The sequence below is a fragment of the Paenarthrobacter sp. PAE-2 genome (assembly GCF_026013155.1).
In the GTDB taxonomy this organism is placed as follows: Bacteria; Actinomycetota; Actinomycetes; order Actinomycetales; family Micrococcaceae; genus Arthrobacter; species Arthrobacter ureafaciens.
In genome coordinates, this window is sequence record NZ_JAPDNV010000020.1 from 1 (window position 1) to 26,471 (window position 26,471).

Consider the following 26,471-nt stretch of genomic DNA (forward strand, 5'->3'; position numbering starts at 1 on the left):
TGCCCCTTCTCATCGCGGCGTGGATCATTGCCAAACGCCGGTGCCAGTGGGACTCGGTGGAAGCGACGACGTTCAGCGCCGGAGGATTCACCGGACTCCGCTGGAACCGCCCGGATGGGAGCGAACGGCAGGTGCTTCTTGAAGCCGTCCTGCCTGTGGACGGGCGGAACCCTGTCCAGGTTCACTACGACACCTGCCATCCCGCCCGCTGGTCCCTGACCCCTCCCCGGCCCGACCGGACCGTCCTGCTCCTGGGGCTGGTTCTCACTGCCGTTGGTTTGTTGAGCACGATTGGCGGCTTTGTGCTGCTGTTCTTCTAGATTTCGGAGAGCCTGCCGACGCCCGCTCGCATGTGGGGTGGTCGACCGGTACCGGCGAGTCGCATAATCGGTCCATGGGTGAGCGGCTGACCGTGGAACTGGAGGATATCGGGAGTACGTCCTGGTGGGCCGGGATCCTGACGGTCCTGACATCGCAGTACGGCAGCAGACTCCTCCGCTTTGTGGCCCGGTCCAATGGACGCTCCCTTTATACAAGCGACACGTTCACCTCACCGCGCTCCTACCGGGATGGTCCGCCGGAGGAGACATACTCGCCCGGCATGCGACAAGCCCTGGACCGGCTCCTCGAAGACCTCGCAAGGGACGGCTGGGAGCAAACAGGCAAAGGAGAGCATCCGTGGTCTTTCGTCTTCGAGCGGGGCCTGTGACGAAGACTGGTGACGCAGCCGAGGGCTTCCTCCCGCGGTGGATCATCATGGTGGCGGCAGGGGAAGCACTCGGATTCCTGATTCCAGCGAGCATGGGCGCTTGGCTGGGGTTGGCCGGGGCCCCGGATCCCGTGGTTTACCCGGCCATGATCGCCGCCGGCGCCTGTGAGGGTGCCTTGCTGGGGTACGGGCAGTGGCTGGGCTTCGGCCGCAGGGTGGTTTCGCGGGTTCCTTGGATCGTGGCCACCTCCGCCGGCGCCGCTGTTGCGTGGTCCCTTGGCATGCTCCCGGGCATCCAAGGGGGCTTGGACATCTCCTCGCCGCCACCCCTCGCTCTGGTCATCGGTGGTGCAATGCTGTTGCTGGTGACAATTCCATCGCTGCAGTGGCTGGTTCTGCGCCGCGCCGGATCGCAAACCTTGCGCTGGATCCCGGTGAACGCCGGCGCCTGGGCAGCAGGCCTCCTCTGGACAATCGCACCATCGCCGATCGTGGATGAGCGTACGCCCGCCCCGGTCATGATCTCCGTGTACGCAGTGGCCGGGCTCCTCATGGCGGTCACCGTCGCAGCACTCACCGGACCAACGGCACGACGAATCGCGACAGGCCTGGCGCGGTAGAGTAGTGCCGCCTTGTCGAGGGCAATGGACACGCGCGCGGCGCCGACCTCGCTTAAACGCCGACCTCGCTTAAACGAAACCGGCTGCACCGTTGCCGTATGGCAAGTGTGCAGCCGGTTTGCATTCAAGGTCCTGCTTAGTCGAGCAGCAGCGCCGGTTCTTCCAGGATCGCCGCGACGTCAGCCATGAAGCGGGCCGACAAATCGCCGTCCACAACGCGGTGGTCGAACGAACCGCCCAGAGTGGTGATCCAGCGGGGGATCACCTCACCGTCCAGTACCCACGGCTTCTGCTTGATGGTTCCGAAAGCAATGATGGCAACCTCGCCGGGGTTGATGATCGGGGTTCCCGTATCAATACCCAGCGCGCCGATGTTGGTGATGGTCAGGCTTCCGCCCTGCATTTCCGCTGGCTGGGTCTTGCCGGCACGGGCTTTGGTGGCCAGTTCGTTGAGCGCCAAGGCCAGTTCCTTGAGGGAGAGGTCCTGGGCGTCCTTGATGTTGGGCACCATGAGACCCCTGGGAGTCGCAGCAGCGATGCCCAGGTTCATGAAGTGCTTGATCTGGATCTCGGCGCCGCCCTTGCCGTCTGCGTTCTCAACCCATGCCGCGTTAACGCTCGGGTTCCGGGCCGCTGCCCAGATGACGGCCTTGGCCAGGATGAGCAGCGGTGAAACCTTGATGCCCTCGAAGTCGCGGGAGGCCTTGAGCCGCTTCACGAACTCCATGGTCCGGCTGGCGTCGACGTCCACAAAAATGCTCACATGCGGGGCAGAGAACGCTGAGTCCACCATCGCTTTGGCGGTTGCCTTGCGTACGCCCTTGACGGGCACGCGTTCGATTCTCTGCTCCTGCGGCTTCTTCGAGGCGCCCCAGAACGAATCGGCACCATCCAGCTCGGCATCGCGCTGTGCCTGGTAGCTGACCAAATCCTCTCTGGTCACTTCCCCGCGCTGGCCGGTGGCCACGACGTCGGCAAGGTCAATCCCAAGATCACGGGCGAATTTACGGACCGGCGGCTTCGCCAAGACCCTGTTGACCAGCCCCGTGATGGTTCCGCCGATCACGGCACCGCGCGAGGCAGCCGTCGGGGTTGTTCCCTGGACCGGAGCCGCTTGTTGGGAGGCCGGAGCAGCGGAAGGCACGACGGCGGGGGCCGGGTGCGGCCGCTGCGGTACCGACGGTACGGCTGCTTGGACGGCGAGGGCAGCCTGGTGGTCCTGGACGGTTCCTTCCGGGCTCTCCGCGACGGGAACAGCCGCCGTTGCCGGACGCTTGCGGGGACGACGCTTGACGGCGTCCGCCTTCGGTCCGGAGCCAACCAAGGGGCCGCCGGCCGGCGCATCACCGCTGTCCGCCGGAAGCTTCCCATACATGGGTCCGGCGTCCTGTACCGCGGACTGACCTGCGGATGGCTGGGCCTGGTTCGTTGAGGAGGCCGTTTCCCCACCCGCAGCAGGGGCTTGGGGTTGGGGAACTGCTTCGCCGGGTTGGCCCTCGGAGACGGCCACGATGGGGGTCCCGACCTCCACGGTGATCCCTTCTTCCACCAAGAGCTCGGTGACCGTGCCGGCGTATGGAGAAGGCAGCTCAACGAGGGACTTGGCCGTCTCGATCTCGCAAAGGACATCGTTGATTGCCACAGTGTCGCCCGGCTTAACCTTCCACGCCACGACCTCGGCCTCGGTGAGGCCCTCGCCAACGTCCGGCAGGTTGAATTTCTTTACAGTCACAGTGGTCCTCGGTTTCCGTGCGCCCTCAGGAGGGGCTGGATCAGTGCAGGGTTAGTAGGCCAGGGAGCGGTCGAGCGCCTCGAGGATCTTGTCGATGTCCGGCAAGTAGTCCTCCTCAACCTTCGCCACCGGGTAGGGCATGTGGAATCCGCCCACGCGAATCACCGGGGCCTCCAGGTGCAGGAACGCCCGCTCGCTGATGCGGGCAGCGATCTCCCCGCCAATCCCGCCGAACGTCGGGGCTTCATGGGCCACGATGAGCCGGCCGGTCTTCTTGACGGAAGCCTCCACCGTGTCAAAGTCCACCGGGGAAATCGAACGCAGGTCCACTACCTCGATGCTTCGGCCATCCTCGGCTGCGGCGTTGGCGGCAGCCAGGGCAACGGGGACCAAGGGCCCGTACGCAACAATCGTGGCGTCCGTTCCCTCCCGGACTACGTGGGCTTTGAAGGGGTCCTCCGACAGTCCGGCATCCTCCACATCAACGTCACCCTTGAGCCAGTAGCGGCGCTTCGGCTCGAAGAAAATCACCGGGTCCTGGCATTGGATCGCCTTCTGGATCATCCAGTAGGCGTCGTGCGGGTTGGACGGTGTAATGATCCGCAGGCCTGCAGTGTGCGCAAACAACGCTTCCGGAGACTCGGAGTGGTGCTCAATCGACCCGATTCCTCCGCCGTACGGGATCCGGATAACCACGGGCACCCTCAGCTTTCCCAAGCTGCGGGAATGGATCTTGGCCAACTGCGTGGTGATCTGGTTGAAGGCCGGGAAGACAAAGCCATCGAACTGGATCTCACACACCGGTGAGTAGCCGCGGAGTGCAAGTCCAATAGCTGTGCCCACGATTCCGGACTCGGCAAGCGGGCTGTCCACCACACGATCCTCGCCGAATTCCTTGATGAGGCCGTCGGTAACCCGGTAGACGCCGCCCAGGTGTCCGATGTCCTCTCCCATGAGCAAGGACTTCGGATTGCTCTTCAGCGATGCGCGGAGGCCTTCGTTGATGGCCTTGGCGATGGTCATTGTTGCCATCAGTTGGATGCCTCCTCTTCGCTTTCAAACCCTGCCGAATACTCTTCGAACCACGCCAGTTCCTCCGCGATCAGCGGGTGCTGCTCTGCGTAGACATTGGCGAAGGCATCCCGGATATCCGGAACCTCGAGGCCGTGGGTGGTGCTGCGGACGTACTTGGCGAGTTCGTCGCCGTCGGCCTTGACCTGTTCGAAGAAGGCGTCATCCGCGAGCCCTTCCGCGCGGAGGTACTTCTCCAGCCGCTCCAGCGGGTCCTTCTCCCGCCAGGCTGCTTCTTCCGCGGATTCCCGGTATTTGGTGGGATCGTCAGCGGTGGTGTGAGCGCCGACCCGATAGGTGTAGGCCTCGATCAGCACGGGGCCCCGGCCCTCTCTTGCGTGTTCCAGCGCCCATTCAGTAACAGCGTGGACCGCAATCACGTCATTGCCGTCAACGCGTATGCCCGGGAAGCCGTATCCCTTGGCACGGTTGGCGAGGGGAACTTTGGTCTGCACTTCAGTGGGCACCGAGATGGCCCAGTGGTTGTTTTGGCAGAAGAACACCACCGGGGCGTTGTAGGAGGCTGCAAAAACCATGGATTCGTGGACGTCGCCCTCGGAGCTGGCGCCGTCACCGAAGTAGGCGATGACTGCCGCTTTGGGATCAGCCGACTCCTGCGCTGCCTTCTGGTCCCGCTGGATGCCCATGGCGTAGCCAACGGCATGCAGGGTCTGGGCGGCCAGAACCAAGGTGTAGAGGTGGAAGTTGTTTTCGCGGGGATCCCAACCTCCATTGGAGACACCGCGGAACTGCCTGAGCAGCTCGGAGAGATCGACATTCCGGACCAGCGCGACACCGTGTTCGCGGTACGTGGGAAAGATGTAGTCCTGCGGCTGGCTCGCATGGCCCGAGCCGATCTGGGCAGCTTCCTGGCCCGTGAGCGGAACCCACAAAGCCAATTCACCTTGCCGTTGGAGGGCGGTGGCTTCCTGGTCGAAACGACGGATCCGTGCCATGTCTGTGTAGAAGACGCGAAGCTTTTCCGGATCGATCCGCTTGGCGTAGTCCGAGAAGATGGAATCGGTGCCGAGCTGTCCGTCCGGGCCCAACAGCTGGACCATGTCCACAGCTTCTTCCGGCGCGACTGCCGCCGACGCCGCCGCCAGAGTCTGGTCAGCCCCGGAGGGCAGTTGTGTCGAGCCCATACAGTCTCCTTGCTAGCCCCCGCCGTTCGCAGTGGCAATTCTGTCGCTGGGATATATGCCCATTCAGGAATGCATTCCTGAATGGGCATATATTTTGGCTTTCGGTCCTTACTTTATAGGCAGTAGGTAGCGGTGGGACATTCGTTAACCGCTAGGAACCCTCCGGCGCCTTTGTATAACCTGCACAGAGCTGGAGGAATCTGCTGTTCGCTTCAACCTCGCCAATGCTTACCCGGACGCCCTCGTCTCCGAAAGCGCGCACGGACAACGCCTGTTCCGCAGCCAAGGCCGCAAACTCGCCACTGTTCGAGCCCAGGTTCAGCCACACGAAGTTCCCTTGGGCATCCGGAACGAACCATCCGAGCTCCCTGAGCCCGTTGACAACGCGTTCACGTTCATCGACGAGGCTTTGTACCCTTTCCACAACCTGGTCGAAATTCTCCAAGGACGTGACCGCAGCGCGTTCCGCAATTTGCGAGACAGCAAAGGGAGTCGCCGTGACGCGCAGGTGTTGCGTCAGCAGCGGACCGGAAACGCTGTACCCGACGCGCAGACCGGCCAAACCGTGAGCCTTGGAGAACGTCCTCAGCACCACCACATTCGGGTATTTTCGGTAAAGCTTGATGCCGTCGACAGCTTCGGGGTCCCTGACGAACTCCTGATACGCCTCGTCGATGACCACCACGACGTTCGGCGGGACGGACTTGATGAATTGTTCCGTTTCCTCGGCGGTGAGGATCGGTCCCGTGGGATTGTTCGGCGTGCAGAGCAGAATGACTTTCGTGCGGACAGTAACAGCAGCAGCCATTGTCTCCAGGTCATGCCGCCCGTCCTTCAGCAAAGGGATCTGGACGCTGGCCGCTCCCGCGAGGCCAACACAGATGGGGTAGGCCTCAAAGGAGCGCCAAGCGTAGATCACTTCATCAGGCTTGCCATCGTCGTTTTGACCGGCGAAGGTGGCGAGGATCTGGTTGAGGGCGCCAAGACTGCCTGCCCCTGTGACGACGTCGTCAGCGGGTATGTCGAGGAATTTCGCCAATGCATTGCGCAGCTTGGTGGCCAGCGGATCCGGGTAGCGGTTGATGTCCGACTGGTCCGCGATTGCCTGCAACACTGCAGGAATTGGGGGCAGCGGGTTTTCATTGGACGACAATTTGTAGCTGGTGAGGCCCTCAATCGCGGCAGGAGGTTTACCCGCCGCGTATTTGGGAAGCCTGTCCACGACCGGTCGAGGGAGTACGCCCTCCGGTACGTTGTCAGAATTAGTCATGGCTTCAAGCCTACTTGCAGGTCATCGACGGTGAAGCGCGATAGGCATTCGTTATTTATTGCCCGCAGCAGTGTCAACACAACGCGGTATGGAAGCATTAGGTGCATGGGTTCCTTCATTGTTCGAGTCATCATCAACGGACTGGCCCTGTGGGTTGCCAGTTGGCTTTTGACAGGCCTGGAGATTTCGACGGCAGCAACGGAGAAGGCGGCAGCAAATGCCGGACTTACCAATAGTGCCGACACGGTGGGAATCGTCCTCGCTTACCTCTTCATAGGACTGATTTTCGGCGTTGTGAATGCCGTGGTCAGGCCGTTGGTCAAGCTCCTGTCCCTCCCGGTGACGATCCTGACTCTCGGTCTCTTCACGATCGTGATCAACGCGGCGATGCTTTACCTCACCGCATGGCTCAGCAGTTTTACGCCGGTGCATCTGACCATCGATTCCTTCTTCTGGACAGCTATCCTCGCCTCGATCATCATCAGCGTGGTGAGCTTGGTTGCCGGTTTGATCCCCGGAACCCGCAACCGATAGAGCATTTCAGGGAAGGCCTATCGAGGCCCGGATCCGGATCTTGCCTCCGGGAGATGCGGGATCCGCAGGGCTGACCGTCCGTCAGGGGCAGGAACGGCCACCGGCGCGGGAGCCCGGACCAGCTTGAACCTGGAGACGGCCGCACCTGCACCGGAGCCAACTGCACCGGCAAATACAGCAGTAGACGCCACCAAGGACGGGTCTTGACTGGCGCCTGCCAACTCGGCGCCTTCCGCATAATTGTCCAGGTCATGCCCCGGACCCAAGCCGGGGTCCTCTCCCTCAGGCACCCCAACGGGCTTTGTGAGCGTCACCGTAGTTCTGTCCCTTGTCTCGGGGTTCGCCTTCCCTTCGCTGCCCGGCACCCAATCCTGGGCGTGCTCGAAGTGAAGCACCGTGATTCCCGGCTCGGGAATTATCTCCCCTGTGGGTGAGCCGGCCGTCAGCACGTACTTGAGGTCGAACTCCGCAAGGAATGCTTTGTTCTGGCTGAGGTTCATGGCATGGACTCCACCCTGGCTGTGACCGACGGCTACAACGTCGTCTCCGCGTGATGCTCCCGCTTCCCGAAGGGCCTCGGCAATGGCCGGCACCACGTATTGGGAGTCATACCCTATGGCCTCAGCAATGCCTGCCTCATCCAGCGGGTTGGCCCCACCCATGTTCTCTTGTTCGGGCTCGGTGCCTGGAATCATCACCATCCACGACGGCGCGCCACCGTTGTCCGTCCGGATGACCTCGATTTCGCCGTCCCCACGGGCGTGAATCTCCTGAATCCGTCGGAGCGCCCACGCCATGGACGGATCCACGGACAGCGTCTCCTGGCTAACCGGCTCAATGCCGACAGTCCTGGGCTGCAGAGCTGGAAACATCTTGGGATTCAAGGTCTCGCGCACCGATTCCCTGGCGGTATGCCCCTCGGGAACGACCCTGTTGACTATCTCCTCCGTCACGTCGCGCCCCAACGGCCAGGACCACGTAAATTCGTCGATGCCGACGAAATGGGGCCGTGCCTGCCGTTGTTCCGCGGCTTCGTAGTCGCAGGCGCTGGCACGGACGTCGGCGCTGACTTCCACCAGTTGGCGGCGTACCCGTCCGACGTGCTGCCGGCCGGCTGCCACAGCATCCACGGCAGCGGAGCCGGTGGAAAGTGAATCGTAGAGATACGGCTCCAGCGCTTCTTGGATCCGCTGCGTTTCGTCCTCGATGCCGATCAGCTGTTGCACCAGTCCGTCCATGACCGCGACGCCGCTCAGAAGTTCTTCGAGCTGAAAAGAGATACCTCCGATTCCACCCCTGATTTTGAGGTATCCATCCTGGGCCGGAGGAGTTGGCTGCGGTGCTGAACCGGCGCCGACAGGTGCTGCGTCCGCCACTACTGATCCGCTTTCCGGGAGACACTGGCGCTTTGGGAGTGGCGAAGGATGGCAGCGGCAGCTGCCTCCAGGGACTCCCGCGCACGCTGGAGCTCCGAGGCATGAACTGCCACGGTTACCCTGTAGGCGCGCCCCGCCGGTGATTGCCAGTCTTCCAACTGGGCCCGGCGCAGGGCGGCAAGTACAGTATCAGCCTGATCCACGCACGCGTTGGCCCGCCAAGCGAGCCTCTGGACTTCATGGCCGCGCGACGCGCACTCCAAGGGATCAAAGGCAGGCGGGGTGGCAGGAGGCATCAAGCCGACGCTCATAGTCCGTTACTCCATTTTGTTGTGGTGGTGATCTGTGGACTTGACGCTACGGAGCCGCTGCGGGGGTCCGGAAGCGGAAACAAGGGCTATGTGGAAAACGCCGTGGGCTTCCACAGAGGCGGTGTCACCAACTCGGGACCTCCCGCAGAACATGAAAGAATGGGCACCATGGCTGAATCCCCCCGCGTGTCCCTCGCTTCCGAACCCCTCGCCCTTGGTGCCCTTGATGGCCGCTACCGTGCCGCCGTCGCGCCCCTCGTCGATTACCTGTCCGAGGCGGCCCTGAACCGCGACCGCGTTCACGTCGAAGTTGAGTGGCTCATCCACCTCACCAGCCAGTCGGTACTCCCCGGCGCCGGACCCCTCTCCGACGAGCAGGTAGCCAAGCTCCGGGCCATCGTCACCGGTTTCAATGCCGCATCCGTCAACGAGCTGGCAGAGATCGAAGCCGTTACCGTGCACGACGTCAAGGCGGTCGAGTACTACATTGGCCGGCGCCTTCCCGAAATCGGGATTGAAAACCTTACCGCGATGGTGCACTTCGGTTGCACGTCCGAGGACATCAACAACCTCTCCTACGCCGTAGGCATCAAGGGTGCCGTGGAGGACGTCTGGCTTCCCAATGCCAAGGCTCTGGTGGAGCAGATCCAAGCCATGGCGGAAGCGAACCGTGAGGTTCCCATGCTGTCCCGCACGCATGGCCAGCCTGCCACGCCGACCACCCTCGGCAAGGAACTGGCCGTCATAGCGCACCGCCTGAACCGCCAGCTTGAGCGGATCGCCAAGACCCACTACCTGGGCAAGATCAACGGCGCCACGGGCACGTACGCTGCGCACGTCGCCTCCGTGCCCGGTGCTGACTGGGAAGCAGTCGCGAAGTCGTTCGTGGAGGGCCTGGGACTCACCTGGAACCCCTTGACCACGCAGATCGAAAGCCACGACTGGCAGGCCGAGCTCTACGCGGATATTGCACGCTTCAACCGCATTCTCCACAACGTCTGCACGGACATCTGGAGCTACATCTCCATCGGATACTTCCGTCAGATTCCGGTTGCGGGAGCCACCGGCTCTTCAACGATGCCTCACAAGGTCAACCCGATCCGCTTCGAAAACGCAGAGGCGAACTTGGAGATCTCCAACGGCCTCTTTGACACCCTCGGGGCCACCTTGGTGACTTCCCGCTGGCAGCGCGACCTGACCGATTCCTCCTCGCAGCGCAACATCGGCGTCGCTTTCGGCCACTCCCTGCTCGCCATTTCCAACGTAGCCAAGGGCTTGAAGGCGCTTGACGTGGCAGAGGATGTGCTCGCCGCAGACCTGGACACAAACTGGGAAGTCCTGGGCGAAGCGATCCAAATGGTGATGCGAGCAGAAGCCATCGCCGGCGTTGAAGGCATGGAGAACCCGTACGAGCGTCTCAAGGACCTCACCCGCGGCCAGCGCGTGGATGCGGCGCGGATGCAGGAATTTGTTCAGGGCCTGGGTCTCTCCCCCGAGGCCGAAGCCCGTTTGCTGGCCCTCACCCCGGGCAAGTACACGGGTATCGCCAACAAGCTGGTGGATCACCTGAAGTAACTAGCAGTCAGGCGCCGAAGACGGCCGGGCCCGCGCCCCGTCGTCTTCGGTCCTCACGGCACCGAAGACCGACACCGACACGTGAGGAGCGGAGCACCATGAAGCTCCTGTTGATCAGGCACGGACAAACCCCAGGCAACGTGGCAGGCCGGCTGGATACTGCGTTCCCGGGACCAGGGCTGACTGAACTCGGTGAACGGCAGGCCGCTGCGCTTCCCCAGGCCCTCAAGGACGAGTCCCTCGAGGGGCTGTACGTTTCCACCCTCCAGCGGACACAGCGCACAGCAGGAGAACTTGCCAGGAACACCGGCCTGGACCCGGAGATGCTGGATGGCGTTCACGAGATCGAAGCCGGCGCCTTGGAAACGAACACGGACCATGAGTCCCACCTGCGGTACATGGGTACGGTCTTTGCCTGGTCCAGCGGTGATCTGGACCTTCGGATGCCCGGCGCCTACACCGGGCACGACTTCTTTGCCCGGTTCGACGCTTCGGTCGAAAAAGTGCTGGCCAACGGACACTCGACGGCGGCAATCGTCAGTCACGGCGCCGCGATCCGATGCTGGGCCGCTCGCAGGGCCGTGGACATCGACACCAATTTCGCTGAGAGGCATCCCCTGCCCAACACAGGGATCGTTGCGCTCGAAGGCGACCTGAAGACCGGCTGGCGTGTCCTGCACTGGGATCAAATGCCGGTGGGCGGACAGGCACTCGCGGACAGGACCGCCGAGGATCCCACGGGCGAGGCGCTCTAACGCCCGGCTGAGCAAGCCCAAACCAGCTGGCATTAGTCGTTGTTCTGAGCCCTCCTGGCAACCACAAGTGCGAGCTACTTGGGTAGCAGCAGTTCTCCCGGAACTAACGCGGAGGAAACACCGCGGTAACCACTCCTTCCTAGGATTAAGTCGCATCACCACCTCAGCGAAACGCAATAAAGTGAGGCACTCATGCAGACTAATCCCCGGCTCAACATCCGGCAGGTTGCCTGGTCGAACCCCGTTGGCGCCGACCTGCGGGCAGCACAGCAAGCAGAATTGGATGCGCGTTTCGGAAGCACGGACCACGAGCCCGGCCCTCCGCCGTCGGAAGCCGACACCGCAGTGTTCGTGGTGGCGTACGAGAAATGTTCCGGCCAGCCCCTCGGCTGCGGTGGACTCAGGATGCTGGATGACACTACGGCCGAAATCAAGCGGCTGTATGTAGTCCCGTACGCCCGGGGATCGAGGGTTGCCAGCTCCATTCTGGCCGCATTGGAAGCGCAGGCACACTCGAGGGGATTCAGCGTCATCACGGCCGAAGCCGGTTCTGCCCAGTCGGATGGGCGAAGTTTCTATGCAAGTTCCGGTTTTGAAGAGATCCCCAACTTCGGCCCCTACGTCGGCGCGGAGGAATCGCACTGCTATTCCAAACGGATCGACTCCCACAGCGCCTCCCACACGGCCATGGCTTGAGCCGGTGGCCCGGCCCGGCTGCCAAGCCAGACCACGCCCAAAGGAACAGCACAGGCGAACGCAACATCCAGCGTTCGATGCCGCTCTTCGATAATCTCGCTTTATGGAAAAAGCAGACATCACCTTCCGGACCCGCAAATGGGTTCGGCCCGAGGACCTCAACGCCAATGGCACGCTCTTTGGTGGCAGCCTGCTGAAGTGGATCGACGAAGAGGCCGCGATCTACGCCATTCTCCAGCTGGGCAATGGCCGGGCGGTCACCAAGTACATCTCGGAAATCAACTTTGTAAGTTCAGCCGTCCAGGGTGACCTGATCGAAATGGGCCTGACCGCCAAACGCTTCGGCCGGACCTCGCTGACCATGCGTGCCGAAGTGCGCAACATGATCACCCGCCAGAGCATCCTCACTATTGAGGAAATTGTGTTCGTCAACCTGGGACCGGACGGCCGCCCTCAGCCCCACGGCTACACCGAGATCACGTACGACCGCGACCGCATTCCCACCCACCACCTGACCAAGACCCTCGAAGAGGACTGAACCAGCCGCCGTCGAGTGTGAAGACCACTGGCTTAAACGGGTGCCGGCGGCCGCAGGAATGCGGCCGCCGGCCTATGTTTTCCGGCGACGGGAGTGAGTGCCGCCGGAACCTGTGGGGCGCCTCATGGGGGCGCCGGATGACAACGCCGGGTGTCAGCGCCGGTCGAAGGTGAGGCCGCCGGGAACCTGGAACGTTGGCATGAGTTCGAGCATGCCGACGTTGACGTGGCGCGGAGTTTCGATGGCGTAGTCCAGTGCGTTCACGATGTCGTCCGTGGTGAGCGATTCATAGCCTTCGTAGTAGGTCTTCCAGGCTTCTTCCATGGCCTCGGGAGTGCCGCCCATGTTCCGGCCGAAGATCTCGGTTTCCACCCGCCCGGGGCAGATCTCGGTGACGCGGATGCGCTTGCCCACGGTGTCGTTGCGGAGCTGGCGGGAGATCTGGTGCACCGCGGCTTTGGTGGCGTGGTAGACCGTGTGGCCGTAGAAGTTGTACACGCCGGCGATCGAGCTGATGTTGATCACGTGGCCGAGGTCGCGTTCCACCATGCCCGGCAGCACAAGTCGCGTGAGCTGGAGCAGTCCTCGCAGGTTCACGTCCACCAGTTCGTCAATGTCCTGCTCAGATGAGTCCAGGATGTTGCCCGGGCGGGACACCCCGGCGCAGTTGACCAGTACATCCACGTTGAGGCCGCTGACGACGTCGGTGAGCGCGGCCGTGTCGGTCAGGTCCAGCACGTGCGGGACGGCTCCGGTGCGGTCGGCCAGTTCAGCCAGGCGGGCTTCGTTGCGGGCAACCGCGTGGACCGTCAGGCCGCGCTTGGCCAGGCGCTCGGCGATCGCCGCACCCATGCCGGTGGAAGCGCCGGTGACAAGGGCGGTGGTGTAGTCAGAAAAGGACATTGGTTCTCCAAAGGTGGGAAGGGGCGGACGCCGCCGTAGGGGCGACCGCCGAGGGGGCAGGGCCGTTTCCCGGCCCTACCCGGCGGAAAGAGGACTGCGCCTAGGCGTCGCGCAGGGGTTCGTGGGCGCGGTCCTTGACCGTGCTGACGGCGATGAGCGTGCCCAAGGCCGTGACCACTGCGTAGAAGGCCGGCATGTAGATGTTGTTCGTGCTGCTGATCAGCCACGTCATCAGCAGCGGTGCGGTGCCGCCGAACAGTGCCGAGGAAATGTTGTAACCCACGCCGTAGGCGGAGTAGCGGACCCGGGTGGGGAACAGTTCGACCAGCAGGATATGGATGACTGCGGTGTGTCCGGCGAAGATGACGGCCATGATGCAGGCGCCGAGGATGGCCAGGCCCATCTCACCGGTGGCGATCAGTGCGTAGGACGGGATGCCCAGCACTGCCATGCCGATTGCCGAGCCGGCGATGACCTTCTTGCGGCCGAGCCTGTCGGACAGGGCACCCATGAACGGAATCGCGATGCAGATGACCACCAGGCTGCAGGCCGTGACGAGCAGAGCCTCGCCGATGGTGAAGTTCAACTGCTTGCCCTTCAGGAACGTGGGCATGTAGGAGAAGAGGACGTAGTAGCCGGAGCCGTTCATCAGCGGAATGAAGAGGGCCAACAGCATGGCGCGGCGGTGGACCGGGCTGGCGAGGGCTTCCTTGAGGGGGTTCTTGGACAGACCGCCCTCTTCCTTGAGCTTTTCGAAGTTGGGGGTGTCGTTGATGGCCTTGCGGATGTACCAGCCGATGATGCCCATGGGGATGGCGACAAGGAACGGGATTCGCCACGCGAAGGAACCAAAGCCGCCGCCGTCGATGGCTGCCTGGGTAAGCCACGGCGACATTGCGTAGGCAACCAGGGTGCCGGTGAGGAGTGCGGCGAATGAGGCGATCTGGGCGTATGACGTGATGACGCCGCGCTTGCCTTCAGGAGCGTGCTCAGCGAGGAAGGTCATGGCGCCGGCAGCTTCGCCGCCCACGGAGAAGCCCTGCACCAGGCGCAACAGCACCAACAAGATGGGCGCAGCGATGCCGATCGCTGCATACGGCGGCAGCAACCCAATACCGGCCGTGGCCACGCTGATCAGCATGATCACAAAGACAAGCAGCTTTTGCCTGCCGATCCTGTCCCCGAGGTAGCCGCAAACAATCGCGCCGAGCGGCCGGACGAAGAAGGACACGGCGTAGCCGGCGAACACGAACAACAGCGCATTGTCCGGGTTTCCGGGGGCGAGGAATACCAGGGCCAGTGTTCTCGCCATGAAGGCGAAAATGCCGTTGTCGTACAGTTCCACGAAGATGCCAACACAGCCTGCGGTGACAACCTTGCGGGTTTGGCGGCTGGTGAGCCGCTCACGCTGCCCGGGGGCAGCATTGGTGCTTGCGGTCATGACTTTTCCTTACTGAAATGAGCGTAGCAACGCCTTTGGGGTATTACGACAGGTTCTTTAGCTGCATGCCGCAACTGGTAGGTCCTGCCATTGGGGACGGCATCCGATGCCAAGGAGTCCGAAGACGGTGTTGACGGATTCGCGGAGGGTTTCCAGCTGTGCCCGCGAGCGTCGATGGGCGGCAGTTGCCTCCGCCACTGTGGTTTTCCGGAAGTGGACCTTGTCCCCCGGACGCGCCTGGGCCAGGACATCCAGTCCGGCGCTGGTGACCACGGCGAGCACTGGATACCCGGCGGTCACGCCGCGCCCCCGGTGCAGTACCAGCAGTTCCTCCCGTGAAGGAACCTCGACGGCGCCAACCGGCACACCGCGGGAAAGCACCTCGCTGTTGGAGGTTCTTTCGGGAAGTTCCCCGCCAAGCCGCAGGCCGATGTGGTTGCTGCGTCCGCTGACGGTGTACTCGGAGGAGAAGAGCAGTTCGCCGGATTCACCGAACTCGGCAACGTCCGGCCCGTCGGTCACCTCGACCGCCAAGTCTGATCCCATGCCGGGCTTTTCAAGACCCAACCTGAAGAGGGGAAGGTCGAAGTAGGGTTGGCGGATGGGGCGTACGCTCCGCCGGGCAGCCAGGCTGCTCCCCTCTTTCAACTGCAGGCCGAAACCGACCACGGTATCCGGTGCCGCGCTCCCGAGCAGGGTTTCCGCCTCGACCGAGCCGTGGATCGCCATGTACGCCCGGAGGCCCCGATGGATTCCGCGGATGGAAACCGATTCGCCGGCGAGGACCGAGACGGGTTCCCATTGGCTCGCGGGTCGGCCGCCGACGGTCAGTGTCAGGGGTGCGCCCGTGACGGCGATCAACAGATCCGTGGTGGCCCGCATGCGGAAGTCCAATGCGGTGATCTCGATCAACGGAGCGTTATCAAGGTTTCCGGCCAGAATGTTGGCAGCACGGGCCGAGTACTGGTCCAAAGCGCCGTTGACCGGCAGGCCATAGCGGGGACCGCGTGTCCGGCCGAGGTCCGTGACAACGGAATTGCCCGGTTGCTGGATGAGAATCTCACCGCTCATGGCTGTGCCTCCCGTGCCAGCGGTTGCAGTTCCTGGCCGGCAAGGAGGGAAAACTCCTCGATGCCGATGCGGCGAAAGCGCAAGACGTCGCCAGGGGTGTAGGGAACCAGGGGCTCACGGCGGATGTTGAGGACTGACAGAGGAGTTTGGCCGATGACGCACCAGCCGCCAGGGGCGACCGCTGGAGCGATGACCGCTTGACGGCCGGCAACTGAGACAGCGCCTGCAGGTACGCTCAGCCGGGGATCCTTCAAACGGGGAACCGGCTTAGGGAAAGCCGGGCCGTCCATCATGGGGGAACCTGCGGGCGCTCCCAAGCAGCGGATGGTGTAGGTCTTTTCGGTGTGGAGCCTGATGACGTCCTCCGTGGAGATGCCCTGATGCTCGGCAACCTTCTCCAGGTCCGGGCCGAACTCACCGCCGTAAACCACGGGAACATCGAATTCCCGCGGGGCCGCAGTGGACCCGGCAGCGCGTGCCAGTTCCCCCAGGCCGAGCCTGACGAAGGCGCGCATCTGCCCAGCGGATACCAACACGGGATCGAACTCCACCAGGACGGAATCATAGGTGGGCACGGCGGCACGCAGCCCTTCCGCTCCGCAGTCTTCCAGCCAGTCAGCGAGGCGGTGGACGGTCAGCCAGTTGTCATCGCTGGTTCCGGAAATCGCCACTACACGGAGCGCGGAGTCCCCTGATTCGTAGATCTCCGTGGGAGCCACCGTCAGGACCGCCATGTCAGGCTGCCTTCCGCTTGGCGTCCATGACCTCAGCCAAGGGAGCAATTTGGACGCCGGCTGCGACGAGCTCGGAACGAATCAAGCGGGCAAGTTCAACGGCGCCGGGGTTGTCCCCGTGCAGGAGGACGGTGTCAACGTTGATGTCCATGTCCACACCGCTGGCGCAGCGAAGCTTGCCTTCAACCACCATGCGAATGGTCCGGTCAACAATTTCGCTGGGGTCGTGGAGTACCGCGCCGGGCCGGCTGCGGGGAACCAGCGTCCCGTCTTCCTGGTATGCGCGATCCACGATGCCGACGATCGCCACGTCCAGGCCGGCCGAACGTGCAGCTGATGCCAGTTCACCTTCCTGGGCAACCACAATCAGTTCCTTGTCCACTTGGGCTGCAGCCTCTGCCACGGCAGTTGCGTAGTCGGCACGGACAGCCACGAGGTTCCCCAGACGGCCGTGTGGTGCGATGTGGGTGACTTTGGTTCCGTTGAAAGCGGCAAACCCGTTCAAGGCGCCCAGTTGGTAGAGGACATCGTTCTGGACTTCGTGGGCGCTGAGTCCCATGTCCCGGCGGCCAAAACCCCTCAGGTCGGGAAAGCTGGGGTGCGCACCGATACCCACCCCGCGGCGGACGCATTCAGCAACTGTGGCTGCCATGATGTCAGGATCACCGGCATGGAACCCGCAAGCGATGTTGGCGCTTGAAACGATCTCCAGGAGTTCGGAATCGTCGCCAATGGTGTACGCGCCAAATCCTTCTCCGAGATCCGCAACAAGATCAATCATCGGGTTCACGTGGTTCTCTTTCCGTGGGTATAACTTATGAATTTCCGAAAAAGGACAAAAACCCATAAGGATTCCTATTTCATTTCCGGGGAGCGTGGCTGACTTTCGGGTAATCCGAAACCTTCGCCAGAAGTTCTACCAAAAGTCTCGCACCCAGCCGCAGCCCCGCACAAAGACCTAATAGCTATCCCGTAATAGCTCTGCGTTATGACGTGTAACACCCGGTCCTGTGACGCGGCTCCCGGCAGTTGCCGGGCGCGGGTGTGGATATATTTGAACGACCAGAAAGGTGGATCCATGGACACGCGGAAGCTCTCATACTTCGTCCAGATTGTTGACTCGGGGAGCATCACCAAGGCTGCGGCGGCCCTCCATGTAGCCCAGCCGGCCCTCAGCCAGCAGGTATCGTCCCTCGAGAATGAGCTGAAGCAGCGCCTGCTGATCCGCAGCAAGCAGGGCGTGCAGCCGACCGCCGCGGGCCATACCCTGTACCGGCATGCGCAGTCCATCCTTCGTCTGGTGGAGCAGGCGCGGCAAGATGTGGCTACATCGGGCGCAGCTCCCTCAGGCCGGGTGTCCATAGCGATCGCCCCCTACAGCATGGCGTCCAGCCTGACTCCCCGGATCATCAGCGAGGTCAGCCGCCGGTACCCGGACATCGTGGTTCACCTGACCGAAATCTTCGGTGGCGTCCTGAGCGAAGCCATTAAGAACGGGCGCCTGGACATGGCGTTGATCTATGAACCGGGCAAGATCCGCGGCGTCCAGTTCACCACCATGATCGTCGAGGACCTCCACCTGGTGGTGCATCCGGATGTGGACGTCAGCCAGGGCCGGGACACCGTGACGCTAGCAGAGGCGAGCACTGTGGGACTCTTTCTCCCGGAGAAGAACCACACCCTGCGTCAACTGATCGAGAAGGGCCTGGCTGAACAGGACCTGCCCTTGAAGCTGGTGGGAGAGGTTGAATCCGTTCCGTCGTTGACCAGGCTCATCCAAGCCAATCTGGGAGGCACAGTCCTGCCGAAGTCTGCTGCCGATGCGCTCTTCCCCGATCAGGACTTCCAAGTGCTGCGCATCGTGGAGCCGGCCTTGCAGAGCAAGATCGCGCTGTGCACACCGGACCACGAGCCCCTGTCCGAGGCGGCCTCCGCGGTGCTGCTGGTAGTCAAGGAAATGCTCCACCAACAGCTGATCTCCAAGTACGGGACAGACCCCGTCCAACTGCCCGGGCATCCATAAAAAAGCCTTATCCAGCCAGACATCTTTGGTCTTATTCAAATCCGTTTCAAGTTCCTAATATCGAATTAAGAACAAATTCGATACCAGCCCGGGCTACCGGGCACATTCAAAGGATAAAACGGTGAAAAAGATCAGCACCCTGGGATGGGTATCCAATCCAACGCACGGAGCAGCCACAGCCCGCACCGGATTCCACTGCCCTCGAAATGGTTTCTGGCGCCCGGTGGGCGGAATCGGTGAACCTCTGTTTGTCTTTGAGGGCAGCCTGATGCCCCCGCACGGCGGCAACAGCATCGAATGGCACCTTGTGGACACACGTCCCGGCCACTCCGGACTCGACTAGAGCCCAGGCGGCCGCCACGCAGGGCACACACGGCAGGCAACTACGGCGCCACGACCCGCAACTATGCGGGCGGGCGCCTTTCTGCTGCCCGGCACGCAGGGCACCCAAGCCAACCACCCGCCGTCGGTACGCCGCGCACCAAACCGGCCGCCCGCCGTCGTGCATCCAACGACGAAAGGACCGGCCGCTTCCAAGAACGCGGCCGGTCCATTGCGCTGAGGCGACCAGTGCTGTGGCGACTAGGGCTGAGGCGACTAGTCCTCCACCAGAAGGCCCTTCTGCTTGAGCTTCTCGGTGAGGCCGCAGAGCTCAATGGTGTTGCCGCCGTCGTGGTAAAGCTTGATGAGCTCGCGCTCGTGGTCGTCACGGGCCTGGGACAGGGCGATGACTTCCTCGGCCTCTTCCCGGCGGACCACCACCACGCCGTCGGCGTCACCGCGCAGGATGTCGCCGGGGTAAATGATTTCGTCGCCGAAAACCAGCGGGTGGTTGATGGGACCGAGCGTCTCCTTCACGGTGCCCTTGATGCAGACGCTGCCGGAGAAGACCGGCAAGCCAAGTTCGATCAGGTCCTGGGTGTCGCGGACGCCGGAGTCGGTGACCATGGCCGCGATGCCCTTGGCCTTCATGGCATTGCCAAGCACATCACCGAACGTGCCCGCCTCGGCCATCTCCTGCGCGCCGACCAGCACGACGTCCCCTGCCTGGGCATAGTGGATGGCCACCTGCAGCATCAGGTTGTCCTGCGGAGCGCACGCAACAGTGACGGCCGGACCGCAGAAGGACATGGAGCGGTCGATCGGCTTGATGCGGGAGCTCAGCGCACCGCGGCGGCCCTGTGCCTCGTGGATGGTCGCCGACGAGAACTTGGCCAGGCGGGCTACGACGTCCGCTTCGGGACGCTCGAACTTGGTTTTGACGTGGATCATGGTGTGTTCCTTAGTTTCTAGTTCAGTGCGTTCACGGCGTCGCGGATGGAGTCCACGCCCGCGTTGATGGTCTCCAGCGAGGTGGCGAAGGAGATCCGGAAGTAGGGCCCCAGGCCGTAGGCCGAACCTTGGATCACCGCCACGCGCGCGGCGTCCAGCAGGTAGAGGGTGAAGTCCTGGTCGTTGGCGATCACACGGCCGTCAGGGGCGGTCTTGCCGATCACCCCGGCGCAGTTCACGTAGGCGTAGAAGGCGCCCTCCGCGGGAGCGACGGACAAGCCGTTGATGGCATTCAAACCCTCGACGGCGGCATCGCGGCGTTTGCGGTAGACCTCCACGCTGTCCCGGACGAAGGACTGTTCCCCGTTCAATGCGGCGGCCGCGGCCGCCTGGCTGATGGACGACGGGCAGGAAGAGGTCTGCGACTGGAGTTTGTTCATCGCTGCGATCAGCGGCGCAGGGCCAACACCGTAGCCGAGGCGCCAGCCGGTCATGGCATAGGCCTTGGAAACGCCGTTCACCAGCAGGATGCGGTCTTTCAAAGCCGGCGCAGCCGTGACCAGGCTGGTGACCCGACCTTGACCGAAGTAGACCTCATCGTAGATCTCGTCGGTGAGGACGAAGACGTGCGGGTTCTCTTCGAGGACCGCGCCGATGGCCTGGAGTTCCTCACGGGAGTAGACAGCGCCGGTCGGGTTGGACGGAGCGTTGAGGATGAGCCACTTGGTCTTGGGCGTGATCGCCTTGGCGAGCGCCCCCGGAGTGAGCTTGAAGCCTTCTTTCTCCGTGGTCTCGACGATAACCGGGGTGCCGTCGTTGGCAAGGACCATATCCGGGTAGGACACCCAGTACGGCGCCGGGACGATGACCTCGTCACCGGCGTTGAGGGAAGCCATCAGCGCGACGTACAGAACCTGCTTGGCGCCGCCACCGATCGTCAACTGGTTGGCCCCGTACGAGTGGCCGGTGTCCCGCTCGATTTTGCCGAGGATCGCCGCCTGCAATTCGGGGGTGCCGGTAACCGAGGTGTACTTGGTTTCGCCCCTGTTGATGGCTTCAACGGCGGCAGCCTTGATGTGGTCCGGGGTGTCGAAATCCGGCTCACCTACCGTGAGGTCGATGATCTGGACGCCTTCGGCTTTCAGTTCGCGCACACGGGCGGCCGCGGCGACGCTGGCTGAGGCCTTGATGCGGGTAACCCTCGACGCCGGCAGGAACTCGGACATGTCTCCTCCAGGAATGTGGAACTCAGGACGCGCGGATTCGCGTATCTCCTGTTTCGAGACTAGGTACTCGCGGGGTTCTCTGGATAAGACCTAATGTGCGTGGATTCATAAGGGGGACTTATGACGGTCTCCTCAGAGACGCCTGTTTGGGCGCCTGTTCCGGCAGCACGGGCTTCTTCCATGCGCTTTGCTTATGGGTTCACTTGGTATTGGTATTTCCGCGCACCCACCATCCCTGCCTACATTCGACAGGTCATCTGAGCCCACCCGTCGCAAGGAGTACCCTCATGCCGACCCCGACCATGGCCGGACAGCCGCGCCGCGCCGACCAGCAGGTCCAAGGCCGTTCAGCAACGGGACGGTACACGTACCGCGCAGGCTCCCCCGCGCGAACATCGTCGAACGCCAATGCCGGGCACGCCAAGCTGGTTCACGCACTCGGAGTCCACCGCCAGCTCCTCTCCCACGCCGCCAGTTCCATCAGGACACTAACCTCTGCACGGAATGAGCTGATTGCCCAGGCCGTGGAGGACGGAATATCAATTGCCACCATTGCTGCGGTCATCAGGGAGAACGCCAGGTCTGTCCGTACCATCGCTTTGGCCTATGACGACCTCCACCTGAGCGGGGTCCCACGCAAACTACAGCTGGAAGCCTTGAAGGCAAAGAACGATGCCCTCAAGGAAGCCGAGCGGCACCGGGACGCTATCTTGGAACGCCGGGAAGCACTGATCTCCATCGCCCTGCGCACCCAGGCCTGCGACGAGTTGGAGCTCGCGTCCCTGACAGGCCTGACGCCGGACCACATTCGCCGTTCCAGCCGCAGCGTAGGACGCCCTGCCTGACCCGGAGGCGTTGAACGCCGGGCGTGCGGCGGGTACAACGGATGAATGAGCGACGTGAATTCATGGATGGACCTGTACGTACGTGCCTGGAGCTCCAACGAGCCCGATGACATCCGGGCCCTTTTCACCGAGGACGCCATCTACAACACCCGCCCGCACGACACCAACGCCTGGCGGGGACATGATGCGATCGTCAGGGAATGGTCCGGCGACTCATCAGACAAGCCCGAAGACTGGACCTTCGACTGGACGCTCCTTGGCCGCGACGGAGATACCGCCTTCGTCCAAGGCGTCACCACCTATCTCAACGGCGACCCGACCTACGACAACCTGTGGGTCCTCCGTTTCGCCAAGGACGGAAGGGTCCGCGAGTTCACAGAGTGGTACATGGCACGCAAATCCGGCTAAGCCACGGCCGTCGGGCCCGAAGACGGGTCCTGAGTCCGTGGTTAGTATCGCGAAGGCGTGCTGATCAGGACGTTCTGATGAATCTTGGTCAGCCCTTGATACTCCGGCTCCGTGTGCCTCGAGGCTACCGCAGGTGAGGATTCTGCTGCATCATTCGCCTCATCAAAGCTGGAACCCGCGCCAGTTCAAGGCCACCGCCCAGGAAGACGAGGATGATCCAGCAAAAAGTGTTCATCTTGGGCGCAGCCTCCCGTAGGGTACCGGCATGGACATCATCCTGGTTCCCGGTTTCTGGTTGGACGCATCGTCGTGGGATGAGGTGGTCCCCGCCCTCGAGGAAGCCGGACACACCGTCCACGCCCTCACACTCCCTGGCCTGGAGTCGAAGGATGCAGCACGGGCGGACATCGGCCTGCGGACTCACATCGATGCCGTCATCCGGACTCTGGATTCCTTGGACGGCAAGGCGATCCTGGTAGGACACTCCGGGGGCGGCGCGATCATCCACGGCGTGGTGGATGCCAGGCCCGACCGCGTTGCCCGCGCAATCTACGTCGACAGCGGGCCGTTGGGCGAAGGCGGAGTCATCAAGGACGAGTTGCCTGCCGAAGGCGACGAAATTCCGCTGCCTCCATGGGAAGCATTCGAGGACGCAGACCTGGTAGACCTGGACGAGGACCTGCGAACAGCGTTCCGCGCACGTGCCATTCCTCAGCCAAAGGGCGTGGCCGTTGAACAGCAGCACCTCCATAATGTGCGGCGATACGAGGTTCCGGCCACCGTGATCGCGTGCGAGTTCCCGTCATCCATGCTCAACGAGATGATGGACGCCGGGCATCCTTTTACGGAAGAACTCGCTCGCATAAAACAGGCTGATTTCATCGACCTGCCTACCGGGCACTGGCCCCAATTTACCAAGCCGGCGGAATTGGGGACGGCGATCCTCGCGGCGGTTGGGCGGGCAGCCTAAGACGGACCGCCTCAGCGATCAGGGCTTAGGCCGAGTGTTGGTTGCGGGTCCTTCGGGTGCCGCGCCGCCCTCGTCCGTCCAGTCGCTTCCGGTTGTGTCATCAAGCGCGGGATCGGAGACGACGTCTCCCTTGACCGTTGGGGTTGTGACAGGACGGTCCTCCGGACGAGTTGTTTCGCCACCTTTACTGTCGAGAATGCCAGGAAAGAGTGCTTCGGCTTTTTCAAGCAGCTTCTTGCCGGCGGCGTAGAGGTTGTCCACGATCTCCGGAACGGACTCTTGGACCGTCTCGGCTGCATGGTGCACGTTTTCCTGGACCTCGGGGTTCTTCAGGACTTTCTCCGAGCCGCCGCGGATACGGCGATACACCTCCGGCCAGGACTTGGATCCCCAGATGTATCCAACCGCGACACCAGCGGCGAACATTACTTTCCCTTTCACGGGACCACTCCTTTCGAGGTGCTATTTCCTACGACACTAGCGGTGCATAACGGCAGTGTCACGCTGGTTTCCGCAGCGGACCGGCAGGTGCTATTGAACGGGCATTTGCTCAAATGCAACATTCGACTAAAATTTATTGCCAACCAGCGGAAACACCGCAGGCATTGAACATCGCAACCCGAGGAGTGAAAACCATGGGACTGGATGACAAGATTAAGAACGCCGCCGAAAACCTGGGCGGCAAGGCCAAGGAAAAAACCGGCGAGGCAACCGGAGACCGGGACCTGCAGGCCGAGGGTGCCGGCGATCAGGCGTCCGCAAACATCAAGCAGGCCGGCGAGAAGTTGAAGGATGCCGCCAAGGACGCTTTCGGCAAGAAATAAGGCCTTACGGCCCGTTGCAACCGGTCGGAGCGGCGTTGATGGAGCTTCAGTAACGAAATAGTCAGGTTACTTGCTGTTCTTCCCGGGACCGGCTAGCGTTGCAGGTGTGGTCGCTCGGCAGGATCAGTGACAGGAGTGCTCTTGGTTGGGTTTAAAAATTCACAGTAGTTCTCACACCACTCCATTCCCCCACACATTCGGGGCATGACGGAGATGATCCGCTGCGCACGGATGTTTGATCTATATACCCGATGAACTGAACCGCTTCACGGAGTAAATGGGATTTCCATTAACAAGAAATTAGGAGCAAAAATGGGTTTCTTTGGTTTTCTTCTCCTAGGCCTTTTGGCAGGCGCAATTGCCAAGCTTATTCTTCCCGGACGCCAAGGCGGCGGCTGGCTGGTGACTCTGCTTCTGGGCGTCGTTGGCGCCTTGCTGGGTGGCTGGATCGGCGGCTTGCTCTTCGGTGAGGGACTCACGGAATTCTTCGCCATCCGCACATGGCTCCTGGCCATCGGCGGTTCGATCCTCGTGCTGCTGGTCTACGGCCTGGTAACCAACCGCCGCACGCACCGGACGCACCATGGCTAACGGAACCACACCACACTCCGACCCGGAAGATATGGAAGGCCAGTACTCCGAGGGTAATTACGGGGACGCGGGAGCATCTCCGGAAGCACTCAAGGAGGACGCCGGCGGCGACTACACGGCGGGTGACTACGCAGAGAAGACCGTCCCGTCCGCGGACGCGGAACTCGACGAGCGCAACACCGAAGACACGCCGGAAGACCGTCCTTTCTCCTCCGAGCCGGGTGACGAAGCTGCAGGCACGGGTCATCCGTAGAGCTGGCCCCTCGCGAAACTGAATAGGTAAAGGCAAGAACCCGGACGCACCATGGGAGCGTCCGGGTTCTTGCCGTCCGGGCGTGTTTGGCTGATATTTTCGGGCACGGATAGTCGGGCGGGAGCCTTCACCGGCGCCGTAGTGTGATTTTCGGAATGGAGGATCCATGCAGGAATGGAACAGGGCTATCGAGCTCATTGAGCAAGACCTGGCTGCCGCCGTCGACATGAAGACGGTGGCAAAGACCGCCCTGACGTCTGAGTATCACTTCAGGCGGATGTTCGCGTCCCTGGCCGGGATGCCCGTCTCAGAGTACGTGCGCCGGCGGCGCCTGACGGCTGCCACTGCTGAAATCATCGCGGGCGCCGGTGTGCTCGATGTTGCCGTCCGGTACGGTTACCGATCCGCCGAGGCATTCAGCCGCGCCTTCAAGGCGTACCACGGGTTGACGCCTTCCGACGCCCGGCGTCCCAACGCCGTCCTCCGTTCCCAACCTCAATTGAGGTTCCACCTCCGCATCGAAGGGAACATAGACATGAAGCACCGCATAGTGAACAAAGCCGCTTTCCGGCTGGTCGGCCGGAAGACCAGGGTTCCGCTCGTCCATGAAGGGCCCAATCCGGCCATCATTGAATTCCAGCGCAGCATCGACCCTGGCGTCACCAGGCGCCTGCTGGAACTGGTGGACACTGAGCCAACAGGCCCGGTCTCCGTAACAGCCAACATCGAGGAGTCCCGCAGCGAAGGCAGTGAACTGGACTATTGGCATGCCGTGGCCACCACGGGGCCGGCACCCGAGGGGTTTGACGTCCTCGAGGTACCGGCCGGGCAGTGGGTTGTTTTCGAAACGGAGGGAAAATTTCCCGAAGTCCTGCAGCGCATGTGGGCCGACGCAGCAACGGAATGGTTCCCTGCCAACCCGTACCGATGGGCCCCGGGCCCGGAGCTCTTGAGCGTCAAGGCCCAGCCCGGCGGCACCCATGGTAGCGGGCAGTTGTGGATCCCCGTGGAACCGGAAGGGCAGCCCGCCTAGAACAACGCGAGGACCTCCTCCAAGGGAAGCACCCGCTGCCTGTACTCCCGCGTGAGAATCCGCAACACGGCTTCGGCGGCTTCAGCGTTCTCCGTGGCGATGGCATCTGCGGCATAAATGACGCGGATGTTGTGGGCAAAGGCGTCGGCCGCCGTCTGCGCGATGCAGTTATGCGCTGAAACTCCCGCCAGGACCACCGTGTCCACCTCCCAGTTCCGCAGGCGCATCCACAGGTCTGTGCCCATGAAGGCGCTGTCGCGGGTCTTGACCATCTGGGGGAAATCGGTCGTGAGCAGGCCGGGAACAAACTCGGCCTGCTCACTGCCCCGGAAAATAAAGCCCTGATCGTCGTCGAGCATATTCAGGCTCCACGTCGATTTGTCCCGCTCATGCTCGGTTCCAATGAGGAGAACCTTGGCTCCCGCCTCCCGCGCCCCGCTGGTCAGTGAGTTGCAGGCAGCCACGACTTCCTCGCGTCTCTGCTTGAGGGCAGGGTCCTCGAAGAAGGCGTTTTGCATGTCAATTACCAGAACAGCGATCATCAG

Annotated in this window: 32 protein-coding genes; 17 read left to right on the top strand and 15 right to left on the bottom strand. The window is 62.6% G+C overall.

All coding sequences use genetic code 11. From position 1 onward, the window contains the following. From OCL88_RS13200 to OCL88_RS13210, 3 genes are all read left to right on the top strand, one after another. Positions 1–320, top strand: a 320-nt coding sequence (locus OCL88_RS13200) for a hypothetical protein (protein ID WP_264962812.1), incomplete at its 5' end; no start/stop codon positions are given. 74 nt (positions 321–394) lie between these two features. After that, the gene (locus tag OCL88_RS13205) at positions 395–709 is read left to right on the top strand and encodes a hypothetical protein (protein WP_264962813.1); all 315 of its coding nucleotides are present in this window, start codon (positions 395–397) and stop codon (positions 707–709) included. Further along, positions 706–1,329: a hypothetical protein gene (locus OCL88_RS13210; RefSeq protein ID WP_264962814.1), complete on the top strand. Its 624-nt coding sequence runs from the start codon at positions 706–708 to the stop codon at positions 1,327–1,329. Before OCL88_RS13205 ends, OCL88_RS13210 begins: the two co-directional genes overlap by 4 nt. A 136-nt stretch (positions 1,330–1,465) precedes the next feature. Here OCL88_RS13210 and OCL88_RS13215 read toward each other — a convergent pair whose 3' ends face one another. The 4 genes from OCL88_RS13215 to OCL88_RS13230 form a co-directional block, all read right to left on the bottom strand. Further along, the gene (locus OCL88_RS13215; RefSeq protein ID WP_264962815.1) at positions 1,466–3,061 is read right to left on the bottom strand and encodes a 2-oxo acid dehydrogenase subunit E2; all 1,596 of its coding nucleotides are present in this window, start codon (positions 3,059–3,061) and stop codon (positions 1,466–1,468) included. Between the two features lie 51 nt (positions 3,062–3,112). Beyond that, positions 3,113–4,093 (bottom strand): alpha-ketoacid dehydrogenase subunit beta, encoded by a 981-nt coding sequence (locus tag OCL88_RS13220; RefSeq protein WP_021472993.1) that lies wholly within the window; start codon positions 4,091–4,093, stop codon positions 3,113–3,115. Further along, positions 4,093–5,277: a pyruvate dehydrogenase (acetyl-transferring) E1 component subunit alpha gene (pdhA, locus tag OCL88_RS13225; RefSeq protein WP_021472992.1), complete on the bottom strand. Its 1,185-nt coding sequence runs from the start codon at positions 5,275–5,277 to the stop codon at positions 4,093–4,095. The genes OCL88_RS13220 and pdhA overlap by 1 nt, the downstream gene beginning before the upstream one ends. A gap of 151 nt (positions 5,278–5,428) precedes the next feature. Then, positions 5,429–6,547, bottom strand: a complete 1,119-nt coding sequence (locus OCL88_RS13230) for a histidinol-phosphate transaminase (protein WP_166185984.1) — start codon at positions 6,545–6,547, stop codon at positions 5,429–5,431. Between the two features lie 105 nt (positions 6,548–6,652). Here OCL88_RS13230 and OCL88_RS13235 point away from each other — a divergent pair, with 105 nt between their 5' ends. After that, the gene (locus OCL88_RS13235) at positions 6,653–7,081 is read left to right on the top strand and encodes a phage holin family protein (RefSeq protein WP_021472990.1); all 429 of its coding nucleotides are present in this window, start codon (positions 6,653–6,655) and stop codon (positions 7,079–7,081) included. A gap of 17 nt (positions 7,082–7,098) precedes the next feature. Here the strand turns inward: OCL88_RS13235 and OCL88_RS13240 are convergent, their stop codons facing one another. Next, a complete protein-coding gene (locus OCL88_RS13240) occupies positions 7,099–8,457 on the bottom strand; it encodes a hypothetical protein (RefSeq protein ID WP_264962816.1) in 1,359 nt (452 codons plus the stop codon). Beyond that, positions 8,457–8,768, bottom strand: coding sequence for a hypothetical protein (locus tag OCL88_RS13245; protein WP_021472988.1), 312 nt, complete (start codon positions 8,766–8,768; stop codon positions 8,457–8,459). Before OCL88_RS13245 ends, OCL88_RS13240 begins: the two co-directional genes overlap by 1 nt. Positions 8,769–8,936: 168 nt before the next feature. Here OCL88_RS13245 and purB point away from each other — a divergent pair, with 168 nt between their 5' ends. From purB to OCL88_RS13265, 4 genes are all read left to right on the top strand, one after another. After that, on the top strand, positions 8,937–10,343 hold the full coding sequence (purB, locus tag OCL88_RS13250) for an adenylosuccinate lyase (RefSeq protein WP_264962817.1): 1,407 nt from the start codon (positions 8,937–8,939) through the stop codon (positions 10,341–10,343). 98 nt (positions 10,344–10,441) lie between these two features. Then, positions 10,442–11,098: a histidine phosphatase family protein gene (locus OCL88_RS13255; RefSeq protein WP_193592607.1), complete on the top strand. Its 657-nt coding sequence runs from the start codon at positions 10,442–10,444 to the stop codon at positions 11,096–11,098. Positions 11,099–11,290: 192 nt separating this feature from the next. After that, a complete protein-coding gene (locus OCL88_RS13260) occupies positions 11,291–11,794 on the top strand; it encodes a GNAT family N-acetyltransferase (protein WP_021472985.1) in 504 nt (167 codons plus the stop codon). A 103-nt stretch (positions 11,795–11,897) separates the two neighbouring features. After that, positions 11,898–12,332 carry an acyl-CoA thioesterase gene (locus OCL88_RS13265; RefSeq protein ID WP_021472984.1) on the top strand — a complete coding sequence of 145 codons (435 nt, stop codon included), beginning with the start codon at positions 11,898–11,900 and terminating at the stop codon, positions 12,330–12,332. Between the two features lie 153 nt (positions 12,333–12,485). Here OCL88_RS13265 and OCL88_RS13270 read toward each other — a convergent pair whose 3' ends face one another. From OCL88_RS13270 to OCL88_RS13290, 5 genes are all read right to left on the bottom strand, one after another. Further along, positions 12,486–13,235, bottom strand: a complete 750-nt coding sequence (locus OCL88_RS13270; protein WP_243541578.1) for an SDR family oxidoreductase — start codon at positions 13,233–13,235, stop codon at positions 12,486–12,488. 100 nt (positions 13,236–13,335) lie between these two features. Continuing rightward, positions 13,336–14,676 carry an MFS transporter gene (locus tag OCL88_RS13275; RefSeq protein ID WP_264962818.1) on the bottom strand — a complete coding sequence of 447 codons (1,341 nt, stop codon included), beginning with the start codon at positions 14,674–14,676 and terminating at the stop codon, positions 13,336–13,338. Between the two features lie 57 nt (positions 14,677–14,733). Continuing rightward, positions 14,734–15,747: a biotin-dependent carboxyltransferase family protein gene (locus OCL88_RS13280; protein WP_166185990.1), complete on the bottom strand. Its 1,014-nt coding sequence runs from the start codon at positions 15,745–15,747 to the stop codon at positions 14,734–14,736. Next, on the bottom strand, positions 15,744–16,481 hold the full coding sequence (locus OCL88_RS13285; protein ID WP_264962819.1) for a 5-oxoprolinase subunit B family protein: 738 nt from the start codon (positions 16,479–16,481) through the stop codon (positions 15,744–15,746). Before OCL88_RS13285 ends, OCL88_RS13280 begins: the two co-directional genes overlap by 4 nt. Before the next feature lies 1 nt (position 16,482). Then, a complete protein-coding gene (locus OCL88_RS13290; protein WP_264962820.1) occupies positions 16,483–17,271 on the bottom strand; it encodes a LamB/YcsF family protein in 789 nt (262 codons plus the stop codon). A 288-nt stretch (positions 17,272–17,559) separates the two neighbouring features. Here OCL88_RS13290 and OCL88_RS13295 point away from each other — a divergent pair, with 288 nt between their 5' ends. Then, positions 17,560–18,504: a LysR substrate-binding domain-containing protein gene (locus OCL88_RS13295; RefSeq protein ID WP_021472978.1), complete on the top strand. Its 945-nt coding sequence runs from the start codon at positions 17,560–17,562 to the stop codon at positions 18,502–18,504. Positions 18,505–18,625: 121 nt separating this feature from the next. Continuing rightward, positions 18,626–18,847: a hypothetical protein gene (locus OCL88_RS13300; protein ID WP_021472977.1), complete on the top strand. Its 222-nt coding sequence runs from the start codon at positions 18,626–18,628 to the stop codon at positions 18,845–18,847. A 254-nt stretch (positions 18,848–19,101) separates the two neighbouring features. Here the strand turns inward: OCL88_RS13300 and OCL88_RS13305 are convergent, their stop codons facing one another. Next, on the bottom strand, positions 19,102–19,776 hold the full coding sequence (locus OCL88_RS13305; protein ID WP_021472976.1) for a 4-carboxy-4-hydroxy-2-oxoadipate aldolase/oxaloacetate decarboxylase: 675 nt from the start codon (positions 19,774–19,776) through the stop codon (positions 19,102–19,104). 17 nt (positions 19,777–19,793) lie between these two features. Further along, positions 19,794–21,002 (bottom strand): aspartate transaminase, encoded by a 1,209-nt coding sequence (locus OCL88_RS13310; protein WP_264962821.1) that lies wholly within the window; start codon positions 21,000–21,002, stop codon positions 19,794–19,796. 287 nt (positions 21,003–21,289) lie between these two features. On the opposite strand from OCL88_RS13310, the gene OCL88_RS13315 reads away from it, so the two are divergent. The 3 genes from OCL88_RS13315 (at position 21,290) to OCL88_RS13325 (ending at position 23,225) form a co-directional block, all read left to right on the top strand. Next, the gene (locus tag OCL88_RS13315; protein ID WP_264962822.1) at positions 21,290–21,847 is read left to right on the top strand and encodes a hypothetical protein; all 558 of its coding nucleotides are present in this window, start codon (positions 21,290–21,292) and stop codon (positions 21,845–21,847) included. Between the two features lie 45 nt (positions 21,848–21,892). Beyond that, positions 21,893–22,255: a nuclear transport factor 2 family protein gene (locus tag OCL88_RS13320; RefSeq protein WP_193592604.1), complete on the top strand. Its 363-nt coding sequence runs from the start codon at positions 21,893–21,895 to the stop codon at positions 22,253–22,255. A gap of 265 nt (positions 22,256–22,520) precedes the next feature. Further along, positions 22,521–23,225 carry an alpha/beta fold hydrolase gene (locus tag OCL88_RS13325; protein WP_264962823.1) on the top strand — a complete coding sequence of 235 codons (705 nt, stop codon included), beginning with the start codon at positions 22,521–22,523 and terminating at the stop codon, positions 23,223–23,225. Between the two features lie 18 nt (positions 23,226–23,243). Here OCL88_RS13325 and OCL88_RS13330 read toward each other — a convergent pair whose 3' ends face one another. Beyond that, entirely contained in the window at positions 23,244–23,666 is a 423-nt protein-coding gene (locus tag OCL88_RS13330) for a hypothetical protein (RefSeq protein WP_193592601.1), read from the bottom strand. Between the two features lie 194 nt (positions 23,667–23,860). On the opposite strand from OCL88_RS13330, the gene OCL88_RS13335 reads away from it, so the two are divergent. The 4 genes from OCL88_RS13335 (at position 23,861) to OCL88_RS13350 (ending at position 25,926) form a co-directional block, all read left to right on the top strand. Further along, positions 23,861–24,049, top strand: a complete 189-nt coding sequence (locus OCL88_RS13335; RefSeq protein ID WP_193592600.1) for a CsbD family protein — start codon at positions 23,861–23,863, stop codon at positions 24,047–24,049. Positions 24,050–24,361: 312 nt separating this feature from the next. Beyond that, the gene (locus tag OCL88_RS13340) at positions 24,362–24,640 is read left to right on the top strand and encodes a GlsB/YeaQ/YmgE family stress response membrane protein (protein ID WP_193592599.1); all 279 of its coding nucleotides are present in this window, start codon (positions 24,362–24,364) and stop codon (positions 24,638–24,640) included. Next, positions 24,633–24,893: a hypothetical protein gene (locus OCL88_RS13345; RefSeq protein WP_193592598.1), complete on the top strand. Its 261-nt coding sequence runs from the start codon at positions 24,633–24,635 to the stop codon at positions 24,891–24,893. The genes OCL88_RS13340 and OCL88_RS13345 overlap by 8 nt, the downstream gene beginning before the upstream one ends. 166 nt (positions 24,894–25,059) lie before the next feature. Then, positions 25,060–25,926 (top strand): AraC family transcriptional regulator, encoded by an 867-nt coding sequence (locus OCL88_RS13350; RefSeq protein WP_264962824.1) that lies wholly within the window; start codon positions 25,060–25,062, stop codon positions 25,924–25,926. On the opposite strand, the gene OCL88_RS13355 is transcribed toward OCL88_RS13350, so the two are convergent. Further along, the gene (locus OCL88_RS13355; protein ID WP_021472965.1) at positions 25,923–26,468 is read right to left on the bottom strand and encodes a cysteine hydrolase family protein; all 546 of its coding nucleotides are present in this window, start codon (positions 26,466–26,468) and stop codon (positions 25,923–25,925) included. The genes OCL88_RS13350 and OCL88_RS13355 overlap by 4 nt on opposite strands. Positions 26,469–26,471: the final 3 nt, after the last annotated feature.